The organism is Azospirillum humicireducens, assembly GCF_001639105.2.
Taxonomy (GTDB): Bacteria; Pseudomonadota; Alphaproteobacteria; order Azospirillales; family Azospirillaceae; genus Azospirillum; species Azospirillum humicireducens.
In genome coordinates this window covers 200,437-215,674 of sequence record NZ_CP015285.1, presented here as the reverse complement: position 1 = coordinate 215,674, position 15,238 = coordinate 200,437, and the positions used below count along the sequence as shown (strand labels likewise).

Sequence of the window (15,238 nt, the reverse complement as noted above, 5' to 3'; positions counted from 1 at the left end):
TTTGCCACTCAGACCCGTTCGGCCACCCAAATCACCGCACGCGTGCCGGCCTTGATCGCCGCCGACAGCACCGGATAGCCGGCCGCAAGCTCCGCCTCGTTGACGAGGCCGATGTCGCGGTGCTCCACCTCCTCCGCCTGGAACTTGCGGATGCTGTCGGCAAGCTCCTGCTCGTCGGGACCGAGCTGTTTCAGCTGCGCCTCGTAATGCTCCTCGATCACCTCTTCGACGGCGACGGTGCAGGCCATCGCCGCGCGCTCGCCGAGGATCGCGGTGCCGGCCCCCAGCAGGAAACCGGTGACGTGCCACAGCGGCTGGAGCAGGGTCGGCCGCACGCGGCGCCGGTTCAGCTGCTTTTCGAAATACTGCAGATGGACCAGCTCCTGCTCCGCCATGTGGCGCAGGGTCTTGCCATGCCGGCCCTTGCCGATGACGGCGATCTGACCCTCATAGATGCGCTTGGCGCCATATTCGCCGGCATGGTCGACGCGGACGATTCGGGCCAGCCGGTCGCGCCGCGGCATGTCGCCGGGCAGCGCGCCCTTCGGCGACTGCGCGGTCGGGCGGGGACGGGCGGCGGTCGGAAAAGTGGTTTCGCTCACAATGCGGTCCTCGACACCGGGGTGCGGATGTAGGCGGCACGCGCCGCGACGAAGGCGTAGGCCGCCAGCGCCAGGGAGACCGCCACGTTGTAGCCCGCCATGGAAATGCCGAACAGCGACCAGGCCACCTCGTCACAGCGGGTGACGGGCGCCCCCATCACCTGCGCCCGCAGCGCCTCCAGCGAGTTCGCCGGGGCCGATCCGCCGCAGGACGAGGTGCCGGCCCACCAATGCTGTTCCACCCCGACATGATAGGCGGCGATGCCGGCACCGGCCAGCAGGGCAAGCCCGCTCGCCACCAGCAGCGCGTCGCCAAGCCCCTTCCAGCGGCGGAACAGCCAGGTCACCAGCCCGAACACCATCACCGCCACATAGGGCCAGCGCTGCATGATGCAGAGGACGCAGGGCTGGTAATCCAGCACGAACTGGAAGAACAGGGCCGACAGCAGCACGCCGGCGCTGGCCAGGGCCAGCAGCAGCGCGGCAATGCGGGGATCGTCGAAGATGCGGGACATGAGGGGCTCGGTCGTCATGGCCGACAAGGTAGCGCGTGCGCGACCGTTCGACCAGCCATCCGCGACGCCCAGGCCGCCCCTGCGACGGCATGGCAGGGACCGCGCCGCCGCCGGGGAATAAGCGCGGCCATGGCGGCGTCCCGCAATCCGGCCGGCGGGGATTCCGACCGGCCGTCCAACACCGTTCTTTTGCACTTTCCGTTTGCGGACGGTTGCGCTAGAAGAGGCGTCGCTGCGGGCGTGGTGAAATTGGTAGACGCGCCGGACTCAAAATCCGGTTCCGCAAGGAGTGTCGGTTCGAGTCCGACCGCCCGCACCACCTTACTCCGACCGGTCTCCCGGTCCTGACCGGCAGGTTGCCGTCCCCTCCTCCGACATTTGATCGGTCACAGCCGCGGCACCGCAGGACTGCGTGTGCGCGCCGGACGGTTCCGGCGCATGGCAGAACAGCTCGGCCAGAACCTCAATGACAGCCGTCGCCTCCCGGCTGGCGATCGAATAGAAGATCGTCTGCGAGCGTCGCCGCGTGCGGACCAGCCCGTCGGCACGCAAACGTGCCAGATGCTGCGACAGGGCCGACTGGCTGAGCCCGACGATCTCGCCCAGTTGGCCGACGCTGCGCTCCCCCTGCCCCAATTCGCACAGGATCAGCAGACGCGCCTCGTTGGACAGCGCCTTCATCAGCTTGGCGGCGGGCCGCAACCCCGGAGTCAGGATGGAAGCAGTCATTGACTCTAAATTAGAAAACACTAATCTTGTGGTCAAGGATTTTCCCGGCATCCGCTTTGCCCACCCCGCCACCATTTTCAAGGCATCCTGACCATGTCCCTGTGCACGCTGTTCCGCCGCCTGGTCCCCGCCGCTCCTTCGGCCGCTGGCGACGCCGCCGGACCAATCCGCCAGATCGACCCGGCGACCGTCATCGGTTGGCAGGCCAAGGGTGAAGCGGTGATCGTCGATGTCCGCGAAGCCCATGAACATGCCGCCGGGCACATTCCCGGCGCCATTCTGAACCCGCTGTCGTCCTTCGATCCGTCACGGATACCGGCCGACCCGGCCAAGCATCTGGTTTTCCACTGCCAGGGCGGCATGCGCTGCGGCCCCGCCGCCGAGCGCATGATCGCCGCCGGCCACACCGGCACCATCAACCGCCTGCAGGGCGGCTTCGCCGCCTGGGTCAATGCCGGCGGTTCCGTGGAGCGCTGAGTGTCGGTATGGAAGAAAGCCGAACTGCAAAGGAGATGGTGCGGGCGGCGGGACTCGAACCCGCATGCCTTGCGGCGAGGGATTTTAAGTCCCTTGCGTCTACCAGTTTCGCCACGCCCGCGTCCCGGACTTCGTCATCATAGACCGATCAGGCGACCGGATCATGACGGCAAAGCTCATGTCCACGGAACGGCCCCGAGCTGCCCGCGCAGATTGCATACTTCAATATGCAACGCACCGTTCCGTGGTCATGACTTAGACAATCGCGGGGCTGCGGGTCAAGTGGCCTTCGCAAAACCGCAGGCATTCCCATATCGAAGGAAGCGCAACTGTGGGAACGGCCCAGACCAGGGCCAGCGAAAGGGAGGATGCGGCGTGAGCGAGACCGACTGGCTGTCGCTGGTGGCGCTTCTGATGGTGGCCGTTCTGGTGGTGCCGGCGGCCCTTCGCCGGAACCGTGGGGTCGTGCTGCGCAACGCAGCGCTCTGGCTGGCGGCGATCGTGGCGCTTGTGTGGATTTACGACCGCTTCGGGCCGTTCGGCGCCAACTTCTGAGCACGGCCAGTCGGCAGGGCAGGCCCGCAAGAGGCCTCCGGAACGCTCGGCACCGGAGACCCTCACCGGAGAACTCAGGGGCGGGTGTCCTCGTTCATCGTCATGATGCCGATTCCCATCGACACGCTGCCGAAGGTCAGCATCAACCCGGCATAGAGCATGACGGTCGCGGTGATCCCGTATTCACTGTTGCCGATCAGCGTCGCCAGCCTGGCGACGTCGAACCACAAGAGACCGCTGGCCAGCACCACCGCACCGGCGACGCCTGCGGCCAGATGGCGCAGAAGGAACAGCAACGCCGCTTTCTCAAAGCTCTTCATGGCGGAGCCTCCCGGCAGACGCGGTTTGAATGATGGACAATCAACGTAGAACCGAATCGGTTCGGGACAATCGATCCGCCGACATAGCTCCCGTCATGGCGCCGCACTACCCTTTCGTACCAACCGTGACGGTCGGCGTGCCGCCCAGACGGCTGATGATGCCCGCCAACTCCTCGGTCGCCGCCGCCACCTCCTCCTCGCCGGTGCCGCGCAGGACCAGGCTGACGCCGAAGAAGCCGTTGCGGAAGTAAGGATAGCTGCCGATCTCCAGGGCCGGATGGCGGTCCTGCAGCGCCGACAGGTCGGCGGCGATCACCCCCTCCCCCAACTCGCAAGCCACCGTGCGGGCATGCAGGGCCGGCCCGCCGGCGAGCCGCGGCAGGAGGCCGTCCAGCATCGCCCGCATGATGTTGGGCACGCCGGCCATGACGAAGACGTTGCCGATCTGGAACCCCGGCGCCTGGCTGATCGGGTTGTCGATCAGGATGCCGCCGGCCGGGACGTTGGCCATGCGCAGCCGCGCCTCGTTCAACTGGCCGGCGGCGTAATGGCGTTCCAGCCGGGCGACCGCTTCCGGGTTGCGCTCCAGCGCCACGCCGAAGGCCTTGGCGATGCAGGCGGCGGTGATGTCGTCGTGGGTCGGGCCGATACCGCCGGTGGTGAAGACATAGGTGTAGCGCGCGCGCAGTGCGTTGACCGCGGCGACGATCTCCTCCTCCACGTCCGGCACCACGCGGGCCTCGCGCAGCCGCACGCCGATCTCCGTCAGCTTCTCGGCGATGTGGCCGAGGTTGGCGTCCTTGGTGCGGCCCGACAGGATCTCGTTGCCGATCACCAGGACGGCGGCAGTGGGATTTGCTGCGGTCGGGTTTGCGGCAACCGGGTTTTCTGCGGTCTCGGACGTCATGGCGGTGCGGGTCTCCGTGGAACGCTCTTGTCGAGCGGGAAGGCCAAGGGTAGCGTCGCCGCCAAGATGCGCTTTCCCACCCCCCTTCTTCAAGGCCGCCTGATCCGCCGCTACAAGCGGTTTCTTGCCGATGTCCTGCTGGACGGGGTGGAGGTGACGGCGCATGTCCCCAATTCCGGCAGTATGATCGGGCTGGACATTCCCGGCTCACCCGTCTGGCTGTCGCGCTCCGCCAATCCCAACCGCAAGCTGGCCTACACGCTGGAGCTGGTGGAGGCCGCCGCCCCCTGGGGAGAGGGGCTGGTCGGCGTCAACACCGGCCACCCCAACGCGCTGGTCGCCGCCGCGATCGCCGCCGGCACCATTCCGGAACTGGCCGGCTATGACCGGCTGCGGCGCGAGGTGAAGTACGGCCGCAACAGCCGGATCGACGTGCTGCTGGAGGACGACCCGGCCAAGCCCGCCCCCCGGCCTCCCGCCTATGTCGAGGTGAAGAACGTCCATCTCCGCCGCCCCGACGGCCCGCATGGTGACGCCGCCGAGTTCCCGGACTGCGTCACCGCCCGCGGCGCCAAGCATCTGGAGGAGATGGCGGCGATGGTGGCGCAGGGCTGCCGCGCGGTCATGCTCTACCTTGTCCAGCGCGGCGACTGCACCCATTTCCGCACGGCGGCCGATCTCGATCCCGCCTATCATGACGGCTTGCGCCGCGCATTGGATTCGGGGGTGGAGGCGCTGTGTTGGTCTTGCGCGATCACGCCCGAATCGATTGAATTGGACCGGCAGTTGCCGATCCGGCTGTAACGCCGCGGCAGGCTTCGGCATCGGGCTTTGGGTTACTCGGCATAGGGGCTTTCGTCTTGGAACAGGATCACATCGACTCCAACCGCGTCCGTCTTCATGGTCCGGAGGGATTCGAAGGCATGCGCAAAGCCGGCCGTCTGGCTGCGCTGGCTCTGGACTACATCGTCCCCTATGTGCAGCCGGGCGTCACCACGGGGGAGTTGGACCGCCTGCTGGAGCAGTTCATCCGCGACCATGGCGGCATCCCCGCCCCGCTGGGCTATCGCGGCTTTCCGCGCGCCAACTGCATCTCGGTCAACCATGTCGTCTGCCACGGCATCCCCGGCGACAAGCGGCTGGTCGACGGCGACATCCTGAACATCGACGTGACGCCGATCGTCGACGGCTGGTACGGCGACAGCAGCCGCATGTATCTGTGCGGCGATGTCGGCGTGAAGGCGCGCAAGCTGGTCGACGTCACTTATGACGCGCTGATGATCGGCATCGCCGCGGTGAAGCCGGGCGCCACGCTGGGCGACATCGGCCATGCCATCCAGACCTTCGCCGAGTCCCACCGCTTCTCGGTGGTGCGCGATTTCTGCGGCCATGGCGTCGGCCGCGTCTTCCACGAGCCGCCGTCGGTCCTGCATTACGGCAAGCCGGGCGAGGGTCTGGTGCTGAAGGCAGGCATGATCTTCACCATCGAGCCGATGATCAACACCGGCCGCCCCGACGTGAAGATCCTGGGCGACGGCTGGACCGCCGTGACCAAGGACAAGTCACTGTCCGCCCAGTTCGAGCATTCCATCGGCGTGACCGCGGACGGCGCGGAGATCTTCACCCTGTCCCCGGCGGGGTTCACCAAGCCGCCTTACGCGGTGGAGTGAGGCCGAGCATCTTTGCGGTACGAGAGACGGGCGCCGTGTCGGGGGATGCGGCGCCCGAGTTGTTTTTGGCGACGGCCAAGCTGGCACCGGCAACCCTCGCGGCATCCTGAATGTGCCACCACCGGATCAGGTCGGACTGGTAGATTATGGCGCAGTCATAAATGACCTGCCGCATGCGGGACATCAAAGATTATGCAACCGCTCCTGTCCAGTCCGGCTACATCAGGATTTAGCGAGTCTGTTTAGCAATCGCGACCAGTCACATACAATGATGATTTCTCCTGGCCTCGTGGTCATTGCAACTAGCCTTTGGATGCCGGGGGAATATAACGCGCGCCTGGCGGAGCCGCCCCTCCGAACTCGGTGTACACCCCAGTGAGTCGCGGCAGATTCTCAGCAGCACCGCCGATGCAAACTGCAAGCTGGCCGAACTCAGGGACAAGTTCGGGATAGTCCAACCCAATCCAATCCGGAAGAGCATCAAGGCGTTCACGGAGAAAGTGAGTGCCATTTGCCTCCACTACACCTTCACTTAGTTGCTTAACCATCGGCAGGTTGGCACTACCACCAGTTAGCAACACGTGAATCCGTCCATTTTGCGCAGCCGCATTCCAGCTGTCAGAAATTCCCTCAAGGCTTTCACGGAAACGCCTCTCTAGAGCATCCTGAAAGCGCCGGACCTCGTCGCGCGCGAGAAACTCTGATACCTTGATAACTCCCGCTCCATCATTAGTAAGTTGGTAATCGAGATGCCCATCCCGGAATAGCTTCTCTTTCCATCCCCGGATTCGCTTTTTGAGATCCACCAATACATTATCGTACTCAGCGCTCCCGATGCGAAGCGCTTCCTTTGCGAGAATTGCGTCTACGAGCATTCGGTCTACGGTATCCCCCGCCTGCCGCAGCACGACGCTCGATCCGCTAACTTCTGCCACACGCAACAACGTATCATTGATGCGAACAATGTAAAACAGGCCAAAATCACATGTACCTGCTCCGGCGTCGACCACCATACACAGAGATCGGGAAGGGCTAGCGCGACGTAATGCACTATTACCGGCAGCAGTAGCTTCGAGAACGGGTTCAATAATCAATTGTGCCGGTTCTGACGTCAATTTCTTCAATTCGTCTAGAGCAAAGCGCGCCTCTTCAACCAAAAGCCCATCGGCCCAACGGTTCCGCCATGTGTCGGCCAATATCTGCGCTCGAGCCATCATCGAGCTAAGCTCGCGGTTAGCCCACTCTGCTTGGTCGGCGGGCCACGATGGACGAGCGAAGCGGCGCCGCACGTAAGCCGAGTGCCCTGCATCCTCAAGGCAAGCCGTGGCTATAGCTGTCAAGTAAGCGAGATAAAGCTGAATGAGATCGGAAACTGTAAATTTTACAGAAGTGGGGTTGATTGCATCATCAACAAATCGGTGTTGAATGTTTTCAAAATCACCTTGACTAATAGCTTGCTTTGGAGAATCAAACCGCTGACGCTTCGGATCTTGATCGCGCTCACTCAGTTTGATTGCTTGCGGCCCAAACCAAATTCGACCATCTGCAAAATAAATAGTTGAGTTGACCGGATAAACCAACCCTTCTTCTCCCGCTTTCTTTCCAAGCGGCAGATCAACAAGATCTTCTCCGTCAGTCATGGCGCAGGCTTTGGAAAAAGCAGTTCCAAAATCAAGACAGAGAATTATACCTTCTTCCACCGCCTTATCCAATGAATCAAGATTCAGTTTTACTTGTACGGTTTTCTCATCCTGAAGAGGATTTTCGTTAATACGCTGCCGCAGCATCACGCTGGAGGTGACTGGCTCTTCTATTCCAGAAAAGTGATGCAATGCTGCGATTTCGCGATCAGAGATCAGTCCAAGCAGCTTCTTTTTTCCGCTACTCGGATCGATTTCTATACGGTCTAGCAGGCTAGCGATTAAATTTTTGGCAACTTCCGTGTCCACGTCGCCTCCCCAGATTGCTCAATTCACTGGCGAACCCCCAATGGGTTCAACCCGCGCTTTTAACACAACTTGCGGAGAAAGTCCCTCAATCTGGCGTATGACCGCTGGCGTTATGATGCGAACGCGCCGGGCCCCTCCCATACCACCTAAATCATGCTCTGCGGGAAGATATTCCACGATCTCTCCGGGCGTGTTGCGCAGCACTAAATGTCGCGCGGCGGCCACAACGCTCGCACTAGTCATCAATAGCCTTGCTCCTCTTAGCAGTTTTCCTGCTGGGTCAACCAAACCAGGGTCATGAATTGCCAAGCTGTCGAGGATGTCCTGCCCTATGCGGCTGGTTTCACGCGAGAATGTTGCCGCATCGATCATCAACCTTCCAATCGCCTCATCGGCGCTCAGGAGACCACTTTCCTCTGCAAAGTTAGTCGAAGCGACTCGGCGTCGGCCCTGCGCGGGCTGACGTAACCAGCGGAGCACGTCCGGAGCGAGTCCAGCAATACGCTCTCCGATCAATGTCGTCCTGCGGATCGCCACGTCCCGGCCAACCAAGGTGACCAGAGCGAGAAAGAGATTGTCATCGGTTATCCCTTGACGCGCTAACAATTCAGTCGCTTCCAGCAATACACCCGCCACTCGGCGCAATGAGGCCGCAACACCGTCAGGCCAGGATGCCGGAGCATACCAGCGATTTAGGAGCGAAATGGCTTCATATGTTTCCGATTCGGTAGCGAGGGAAAACCGCGTGCGAAGCAGTTCATAGAGCAACCAAACAACAGTCTCAGCGACAGTGTCCCGCACTTCTCTTGACTCGGGAAGCATATGGGCGGGCAAAGCCGCCTGAATTAAATCAGCGAGGGATAGACCAAGTTCTACTCCAGCTTCGAGATCGGCGGCGAGAAGCATCGGCCGAAGCGCCGCAACAATGCGTGTCAATCGTCGTGCTCTGGTATCTCCAACTGTATTAGTTTTCACATCCCAGGCCCGAAATGCTTCAGCAATTCGTCGAAGCAGCTCGCTCACCGAGCCAATACGGCATACGAGTGCCTCTAACAGGGCCGTCCGGGCCTTCTCGCCTGTGTCCTCGTTCACGACCTCAAGCGCGAGATACTCAGAAACCCAGTCTCGCCTCAGCAGACCGATAGCCGCAGCGGCGTATGCACGGTCGTCAGGGTCGTCCAGAAACTGAATCGATGGCAGACAGGGCGGCTTTGCCTCATTCAGGAGACGCTCAACCGGCTGTCGTATTGACTTTGCGCTAGCGTGCAACCGCATCAATGCAACAGCTGCCCACAGAGGCGCCTTCCCTTCTCCACCCTCCAACGCGGCCACCAGTCGCGTTAGACCATGCCTGAATTCTGGCTGCTCCACAGCCGCAGCCGTCAATTTCATTCGTGCGAGTGCCAACACTTCGCCAAGCTGCTGTTCCGGCGAACTTGCGTTGGCGAAGCGAACTAATACCTCTCGTCCGACTTCTGAAATCGCTCTAGGGGGCATTGTGCGTTTGATCCCTTGCGGAGAGGGGAGTAGTTAGCCAACGTCGTAACCTACGCGAGCCGTTGTGGTCAAACGACGTAAAGGCAGCACTGGCACAAACCGCTGCATTGTTCGGTTAGCTGACTGGAAGTGTTGCTCTATTACGCTGACGGCACGAAAAGCTGGTTAACATTCTCATGGCCCTAGAGAGTCTCACCTTTGTCTACAAGCTGCCACCGATACTGGGGCAGATTTCGCTTTAACGCGCTCGCACGAGAGCCGTCCGGTGTCAATTTCCGTCTTGATTTTCTGAATTCCAGCCCTGCCTGAGACCTAGCTTCAAGTGTGATGCCGGTCGCATTTGTTCTACGTCGGATTTGACCTCCTATTAGCAGGCACCATTGTACAGTGCCTAGGTTGAGACTTATGGCATTTACTGAAAATGGAGGTCGTCGCTCAGACAACTGCCATGACCTACCATCCTGTACCGCTCACTTCCATTTCGCTTAGTTATTGGGTAGTCGTTAAACCGATGGCTTCCGTAGGGCACCACATATGGAAAGACCCCGAAAAGCATTGCTTTTCAGGGCCTTAGAAACTGGTGCCGCAACAGGGATTTGAACCCCGGACCTACTGATTACGAATCAGTTGCTCTACCCCTGAGCTACTGCGGCGTCGTTGTGGCGCGGAACATAGCGAGGTGCTTCGTGGGATGCAAGCGGTGAATTTCGGAAAAATCGACCGCCCGAACTCATCCCTGCCATGCACCCGAAAGCCTCACCCGTGCTGCCGGATCACCTCCAGAAAGGCGTCGGCGTAACGCTCCAGCTTGCGGCCGCCGACTCCCGGCAGATGGGCGAAGGCCGCGTGGTCGTAGGGGCGCTGGGCCACCATCTCCAGCAGCGTGCTGTCGTGGAAGATCACATAGGGCGGCACGCTCTGCGCCTTGGCCAGCGCCGTGCGGCAGTCCTTCAGCGCATGCCACAGCGCGTCGTCGGCCGCCGACAGCGCACCGCGGGCGCCGGAGCGCGACACGCCCTCCCCGCTCGATCCGCCGCCGACCGACCCGCCCCGCGCGGTGTGGCGGCGCAGCGCGTCGTGGACGCCGCGGCGGCGCTCCAGCACCGGGTCCTTGCGCAGCTTCACCACCCGTTGCCCCTTGATGACCGCCACCCCGGCATCGGTCAGGCGGAAGCCGCCATACTCCAGATCGACGGTCAGCAGGCCGGTCGCCACCAGCTGGCGGTAGACCGATTGCCATTCGACCTTGGTCAAATCCTTCCCGACGGCGAAGGTCTTCAGCTGGTCATGGTTCTGCTGCACCACCTTCTCGGTGGCGTTGCCGACCAGCACGTCGATCAGATGGCCGGCGCCATAGCGCTGCCCGGTGCGGTAGACCGCCGACAGCGCCTTCTGCGCCGCAACGGTGCCGTCCCAGGTCTCGACCGGATCCAGACAGGTGTCGCAGTTGCCGCAAGGCTCCGGCAGCGTCTCGTTGAAATAGTTCAGCAGCACCTGACGGCGGCAGTCCGGCGTCTCGCAGAAGCCGAGCAGGGCCTCCAGCTTGCCGCGTTCCACCCGGCGGTGGCTGTCGCCGGCCTCCGACTGCTCCAGCATCTGGCGCAGCATCACCACGTCGGCCATGCCGTAGGCCATCCAGGCGTTGGCGGGCAGCCCGTCGCGGCCGGCGCGGCCGGTCTCCTGGTAATAGGCTTCCAGGCTCTTGGGCGGGTCGAGATGGCAGACGAAGCGGACGTTCGGCTTGTCGATGCCCATGCCGAAGGCGACGGTGGCGACCATCACCAGACCCTCGCTCTTGATGAAGCGGTCCTGGTTGGCCTCGCGCGTCTCGGCCGGCAGCCCGGCATGATAGGGCAGAGCCTCGCGGCCCTGTTGGTTCAGCCAGGCCGCGACCTCCTCCACCTTGTTGCGCGACATGCAATAGACGATGCCGGCGTCTTCCGGGTGGTTTTCGCGCAGGAAGGCCAGCATCTGCTGGCGCTCGCTCTTCTTCGGCACCACGCGGTAGGTGATGTTGGGCCGGTCGAAGCTGGACAGGAAGACGCGGGCGTCGGTCAGCCCCAGCTTATCCTTGATCTCGGCGCGGGTCTGCACGTCGGCGGTGGCGGTCAGCGCGATGCGCGGCACCATCGGGTGACGTTCGTGCAGGATCGACAGCTGCAGATATTCGGGGCGGAAATCATGCCCCCACTGCGACACGCAATGCGCCTCGTCCAGCGCGAACAGCGCCAGCCGGGTGCGGTCGAGCAGGTCGAGGAAGCGCGGCGTCACCAGCCGTTCCGGCGCCACATAGACGAGGTCGATCTCGCCCTGCACCATCGCCCGCTCCACCTCCCGCGCCTCCGCCGGGCCGAGGGAGGAGTTGAGGAAGGCGGCGCGCACGCCAAGCTCCCGCAGAGCCGTCACCTGATCGCGCATCAGGGCGATCAGGGGGGAGACCACCACCGTCACCCCGTCGCGCACCAGCGCCGGGATCTGGTAGCACAGCGACTTGCCGCCGCCGGTCGGCATCAGCACCAGCGCATCGCCGCCACGCACAACATGGTCGATGATGTCGGCCTGCTGGCCGCGGAAGGAGTCGTAGCCGAACACCGTCCGCAGCGCCTCGAGCGCCGTGGCCGGCCGTTGACCGGAGGCATCGTCCGACGCATCCCGGTTGCTGTAGGAAAACAACGAATCCACGCCGATGCGGTTCAGGAAAGTGGTGCCGGAGATCCGGCTTGTCGTCTCAACGCCCCATCATGTCGCACAGATCGTCCGCGGGGCAAAGCCGCAAAGGGTCACGCCCGGGAACAAAGGTCGGACCTTCACCGGCGCACAGTCACCGATACCACACATTGGTGTGAAAACGTGGCGCCGGCTCATCGTCCGCGTGTAAACCGAAAACAGCGGATGGGTGGTCCACCCGCCGTTTCAGAAGGAGGAAGGTGGCATGGATAAGATGCCGTTCTTCCTGGTGCTCCGGTGGCGGAGATGGCGGATCGAAATCCGCCTGATCCACCGCTAAGCACCGGGAGCGCGCCGGCGGGTGTAGCAGCACCTGCCGGCCACCTCCGAAAAACATACAGTCGTGCGGCCCGATTTTCAACGCACGGTATCGGTCCCTACAGCAGATCCCGCAGCATCGCCACCAGCGGCACGTCGGCCGGCGGCATCGGATAATCGCCCATCCGGTTCGGGTAGACCCAGGCGAGTTTCTGCCCCTCCTGCGGCATCACGTCGCCCTCCCACACCCGGCAGACATAGAGCGGCATCAGCAGATGAAAGCTCTCGTAGCTGTGCGAGGCGAAGGTGAAGGGGGCGAGGCAGCTTGCCGCCGTGTCGATGCCCAGCTCCTCCTTCAACTCGCGCACCAGCGCAGCCTCGGGCGTCTCCCCGGCATCGACCTTGCCGCCGGGAAATTCCCACAGGCCGGCCAGCGACTTGCCGGGCGGACGCTGGGCCAGCAGCACGCGCCCGTCGGCATCGACGAGCGCCACCGCGACGACCATCAGCACCGGCAGCGAGCCGCGGGCGGGGGTGGAGCTGGGATCGAAACAGGCGGTCATCACTCGACTCCGGTGGCGGTCAGCTCCGGTAGCTGCCGTTGATGTCGATGTAGCCGTGCGTCAGGTCGCAGGTCCACACCTTCGCCGTGCCCTTGCCCAGGCCGAGGTCGATGTCGATGTCGATCTCCTTGCCCTTCATGTGATTGGCAACCGGCGTCTCGTCGTAACCGGGGACTTCCATCCCGTCAGCGCAGATCAGGGTGCCGCCGACGGTGATCTTGATGAGGTCGCGGTCGGCGCGCTCGCCGGCACGGCCGATGGCGGCGACGATGCGGCCCCAGTTGGCGTCCTCGCCGGCCACCGCGGTCTTGACCAGCGGCGAGTTCGCCACCGTCATGCCAATCCGCTTGGCGGCGGCGTCGCTGTCGGCGCCGCGCACGGTGATGGCGATGAACTTGGTCGCGCCTTCGCCGTCACGCACCACCTGCAAGGCCAGATCGAGCAGCAGATCCTCCAGCGCGGCGCGGAACTCCGCCAGCTCAGCGGCATCGGCGCTCGACACCGGGGCGTTGCCGGCCTTGCCCGTCGCGAACAGCAGCAGCGTGTCGCTGGTCGAGGTGTCGCCATCCACCGTGATGGCGTTGAAGGTGCGCTCGGTGAACTCCGACAGCATGTCCTGCAGCGCGGTGGCGGCGATGGCGGCGTCGGTGAAGACGAAGCCCAGCATCGTCGCCATGTCCGGCGCGATCATGCCCGAGCCCTTGGCGAAGCCGGCGATGGTCACCGTCGTCCCGCCGATGGTCGCGGTGCGCACCGATCCCTTCGGGAAGGTGTCGGTGGTCATGATGGCGCGGGCGGCCTTCTCCCACGCGGCGGAGTCGGCGGCGAGGGCCGGCGCCATCGGCGCCAGGCACTTGCCGATGGCGTCGGCGGCCAGCGGGATGCCGATCACGCCGGTCGAGGCGATATAGACCTCGTCGGGCGCGCAGCCGGCCAGCCCGGCGGCGGCGCTGACGGTCGCCTGCACGGTGGCGTCGCCCGCCTTGCCGGTGAAGGCGTTGGCGTTGCCGGCATTCACCACCACGGCGCGGGCCGACCCCTTGGGCAGGCTGTCGCGGCACCAGATCACCGGGGCCGAGCAGGTCAGCGACCGGGTCAGCACGCCCGCCACGCTGGTGCCGGGATCCAGCACGGCCAGCAGCAGATCGTCGCGGCCCTTGTATCGGATGCCGCTGTTCGCCGTGGCGATGCGCACGCCCGCGATGGGCGGCAACGTCGGGAAGCTGGCGGGAGCCAAGGGGGAGAGGGTCGTGGCCATGGAGGGGATTCCCGTGGTGGGGAGTGGTGGTGGGCTGAAATTGAAAGAGCTCAGGCCCCCTCCCTAACCCTCCCCCGCTCACGCGGGAGAGGGAACTGCCGCCGCTTCCCCGGCAGGCCCCTCTCCCGCGAAGCGGGGGAGGGTTGGGGAGGGGGCAGAGGAGGCAGGCGCTTTGCCTTACTTCTTCGCCGGCTCGGCCGGGGCCGGGGTGGCCGGAGCGGCCGCCGGCTCTTCCTTCGGCATCGGCGAGCCGTCGAGCTGGAAGGTCTCGATCTTCGCCTTGCCGCGCAGCTCCTCGACGAGCGCGGTGACGATGTCCTTCGACAGCGTCTGCTCCAGCTGCGGCTTCACCTCGTCCAGCGTCGGTTGCGGCTGGGTGCGCTTATCCTCGACCTTGATGATGTGATAGCCGAACTGGGTCTTGACCGGCTCCTTGCTGACCTCGCCCGGCTTCATCGAGAAGGCGGCGTTGGCGAAGGGCTCGACCATCGCGTCCTTGGTGAAGTAGCCGAGATCGCCGCCCTGGGCCGCCGCGGCGGCATCCTTGGACTTCTCCTTGGCCAGCTTGGCGAAATCGCCGCCCTTCTTCAGCTGGGCGATGATGGCCTTGGCCTCGTCCTCCTTCTCGACCAGGATGTGGGCGGCCTTGACCTCCTCCTGCGCCGGGTTCTCCTTCAGGAAGTCCTGATAGGCCTTCTGCATCGCGTCGGGGGTGATGCGGGCCTTGATCTCCTTCTGGATGAAGGCGCGCTGCACCGCGCGCTCCTCGGCGCGCTTGATCTCGTCCTTGACCTCGGCCGAATCGGCCAGACCGGCCTTGTAGCCGGCCGAGGCGACGAGCTTGCCGCTGACCAGCTGGTCGATCACCGCCGGATAGATCATCTCGATCGGCATCTGCTGGACCTGGGGCGGCAGCTGCGAGACCATGCGGGAGACGTCCGACTTGTGCAGCTCCTCGCCGTTGATGCGGGCGACCACCGGATCGGCCGGGGCCGGAGCGGCGGCGGCGGCCGGAGCCGGGGCAGCCGGCGCAGGGGTGGCGGGAGCCGGCGTCTGGGCATGGGCGGCAAGCGCGATGCCACAGGCGGCAACCGACAGGAGCGCGGTGCGGAACACTCGTTGAACCATGGCGTGTCTGTTTCCTTCCGGCGGATGCTTCGCAACAAGAGGGCGGCCGATTGGCTCGGAGCCCGGTTCGCATGGTCTGCGGC

At 64.0% G+C, this 15,238-nt stretch carries 15 protein-coding genes and 3 tRNA genes; 5 read left to right on the top strand and 13 right to left on the bottom strand.

Annotation, left to right across the window (positions count from 1 at the left end; all coding sequences use genetic code 11):
• Positions 1–8: 8 nt before the first annotated feature.
• On the bottom strand, positions 9–602 hold the full coding sequence (locus A6A40_RS00945) for a demethoxyubiquinone hydroxylase family protein (protein ID WP_174718504.1): 594 nt from the start codon (positions 600–602) through the stop codon (positions 9–11).
• Positions 599–1,117, bottom strand: a complete 519-nt coding sequence (locus A6A40_RS00940) for a disulfide bond formation protein B (protein WP_063633726.1) — start codon at positions 1,115–1,117, stop codon at positions 599–601. The genes A6A40_RS00945 and A6A40_RS00940 overlap by 4 nt, the downstream gene beginning before the upstream one ends.
• 234 nt (positions 1,118–1,351) lie before the next feature.
• Here A6A40_RS00940 and A6A40_RS00935 point away from each other — a divergent pair.
• A tRNA-Leu gene (locus A6A40_RS00935) sits at positions 1,352–1,436 on the top strand.
• Between the two features lie 2 nt (positions 1,437–1,438).
• On the opposite strand, the gene A6A40_RS00930 is transcribed toward A6A40_RS00935, so the two are convergent.
• A complete protein-coding gene (locus A6A40_RS00930; protein ID WP_082860679.1) occupies positions 1,439–1,846 on the bottom strand; it encodes an ArsR/SmtB family transcription factor in 408 nt (135 codons plus the stop codon).
• 93 nt (positions 1,847–1,939) lie between these two features.
• On the opposite strand from A6A40_RS00930, the gene A6A40_RS00925 reads away from it, so the two are divergent.
• Entirely contained in the window at positions 1,940–2,323 is a 384-nt protein-coding gene (locus A6A40_RS00925) for a rhodanese-like domain-containing protein (RefSeq protein ID WP_063633724.1), read from the top strand.
• 36 nt (positions 2,324–2,359) lie between these two features.
• On the opposite strand, the gene A6A40_RS00920 is transcribed toward A6A40_RS00925, so the two are convergent.
• Positions 2,360–2,444 (bottom strand) — tRNA-Leu (locus A6A40_RS00920).
• A 254-nt stretch (positions 2,445–2,698) separates the two neighbouring features.
• On the opposite strand from A6A40_RS00920, the gene A6A40_RS00915 reads away from it, so the two are divergent.
• Positions 2,699–2,878 carry a hypothetical protein gene (locus tag A6A40_RS00915; RefSeq protein WP_063633723.1) on the top strand — a complete coding sequence of 60 codons (180 nt, stop codon included), beginning with the start codon at positions 2,699–2,701 and terminating at the stop codon, positions 2,876–2,878.
• A 74-nt stretch (positions 2,879–2,952) separates the two neighbouring features.
• Here the strand turns inward: A6A40_RS00915 and A6A40_RS00910 are convergent, their stop codons facing one another.
• A complete protein-coding gene (locus A6A40_RS00910; protein WP_063633722.1) occupies positions 2,953–3,198 on the bottom strand; it encodes a hypothetical protein in 246 nt (81 codons plus the stop codon).
• Positions 3,199–3,304: 106 nt separating this feature from the next.
• On the bottom strand, positions 3,305–4,105 hold the full coding sequence (locus tag A6A40_RS00905) for a competence/damage-inducible protein A (protein WP_063633721.1): 801 nt from the start codon (positions 4,103–4,105) through the stop codon (positions 3,305–3,307).
• A gap of 66 nt (positions 4,106–4,171) precedes the next feature.
• Here A6A40_RS00905 and sfsA point away from each other — a divergent pair, with 66 nt between their 5' ends.
• Positions 4,172–4,909, top strand: coding sequence for a DNA/RNA nuclease SfsA (sfsA, locus tag A6A40_RS00900; RefSeq protein WP_063633720.1), 738 nt, complete (start codon positions 4,172–4,174; stop codon positions 4,907–4,909).
• 56 nt (positions 4,910–4,965) lie between these two features.
• A complete protein-coding gene (gene map / locus A6A40_RS00895; protein ID WP_063633719.1) occupies positions 4,966–5,775 on the top strand; it encodes a type I methionyl aminopeptidase in 810 nt (269 codons plus the stop codon).
• Between the two features lie 302 nt (positions 5,776–6,077).
• Here map and A6A40_RS30285 read toward each other — a convergent pair whose 3' ends face one another.
• From A6A40_RS30285 to A6A40_RS00865, 7 genes are all read right to left on the bottom strand, one after another.
• Positions 6,078–7,724 carry an acetate and sugar kinases/Hsc70/actin family protein gene (locus A6A40_RS30285; protein WP_146191530.1) on the bottom strand — a complete coding sequence of 549 codons (1,647 nt, stop codon included), beginning with the start codon at positions 7,722–7,724 and terminating at the stop codon, positions 6,078–6,080.
• 18 nt (positions 7,725–7,742) lie between these two features.
• Entirely contained in the window at positions 7,743–8,747 is a 1,005-nt protein-coding gene (locus A6A40_RS30280) for a hypothetical protein (protein ID WP_146191529.1), read from the bottom strand.
• A gap of 1,052 nt (positions 8,748–9,799) precedes the next feature.
• Positions 9,800–9,874 (bottom strand) — tRNA-Thr (locus A6A40_RS00885).
• Between the two features lie 103 nt (positions 9,875–9,977).
• Complete coding sequence (recQ, locus tag A6A40_RS00880) at positions 9,978–11,903, bottom strand: DNA helicase RecQ (protein WP_063633717.1); 1,926 nt, start codon at positions 11,901–11,903, stop codon at positions 9,978–9,980.
• Positions 11,904–12,325: 422 nt separating this feature from the next.
• On the bottom strand, positions 12,326–12,769 hold the full coding sequence (locus tag A6A40_RS00875; protein ID WP_063633716.1) for a (deoxy)nucleoside triphosphate pyrophosphohydrolase: 444 nt from the start codon (positions 12,767–12,769) through the stop codon (positions 12,326–12,328).
• Positions 12,770–12,788: 19 nt separating this feature from the next.
• On the bottom strand, positions 12,789–14,027 hold the full coding sequence (gene argJ / locus A6A40_RS00870) for a bifunctional glutamate N-acetyltransferase/amino-acid acetyltransferase ArgJ (RefSeq protein WP_063633715.1): 1,239 nt from the start codon (positions 14,025–14,027) through the stop codon (positions 12,789–12,791).
• A 177-nt stretch (positions 14,028–14,204) separates the two neighbouring features.
• On the bottom strand, positions 14,205–15,155 hold the full coding sequence (locus A6A40_RS00865) for a peptidylprolyl isomerase (RefSeq protein WP_063633714.1): 951 nt from the start codon (positions 15,153–15,155) through the stop codon (positions 14,205–14,207).
• Positions 15,156–15,238: the final 83 nt, after the last annotated feature.

Bases quoted from the DNA above. Each gene is read 5' to 3' on its own strand.
- A6A40_RS00910 (WP_063633722.1), bottom strand. From the start codon at position 3,198: ATGAAGAGCTTTGAGAAAGCGGCGTTGCTGTTCCTTCTGCGCCATCTG.
- argJ (WP_063633715.1), bottom strand. From the start codon at position 14,027: ATGGCCACGACCCTCTCCCCCTTGGCTCCCGCCAGCTTCCCGACGTTG.
- A6A40_RS00930 (WP_082860679.1), bottom strand. From the start codon at position 1,846: ATGACTGCTTCCATCCTGACTCCGGGGTTGCGGCCCGCCGCCAAGCTG.
- A6A40_RS00875 (WP_063633716.1), bottom strand. From the start codon at position 12,769: ATGACCGCCTGTTTCGATCCCAGCTCCACCCCCGCCCGCGGCTCGCTG.
- A6A40_RS00905 (WP_063633721.1), bottom strand. From the start codon at position 4,105: ATGACGTCCGAGACCGCAGAAAACCCGGTTGCCGCAAACCCGACCGCA.
- sfsA (WP_063633720.1), top strand. From the start codon at position 4,172: ATGCGCTTTCCCACCCCCCTTCTTCAAGGCCGCCTGATCCGCCGCTAC.
- A6A40_RS00940 (WP_063633726.1), bottom strand. From the start codon at position 1,117: ATGTCCCGCATCTTCGACGATCCCCGCATTGCCGCGCTGCTGCTGGCC.
- A6A40_RS00925 (WP_063633724.1), top strand. From the start codon at position 1,940: ATGTCCCTGTGCACGCTGTTCCGCCGCCTGGTCCCCGCCGCTCCTTCG.
- A6A40_RS00865 (WP_063633714.1), bottom strand. From the start codon at position 15,155: ATGGTTCAACGAGTGTTCCGCACCGCGCTCCTGTCGGTTGCCGCCTGT.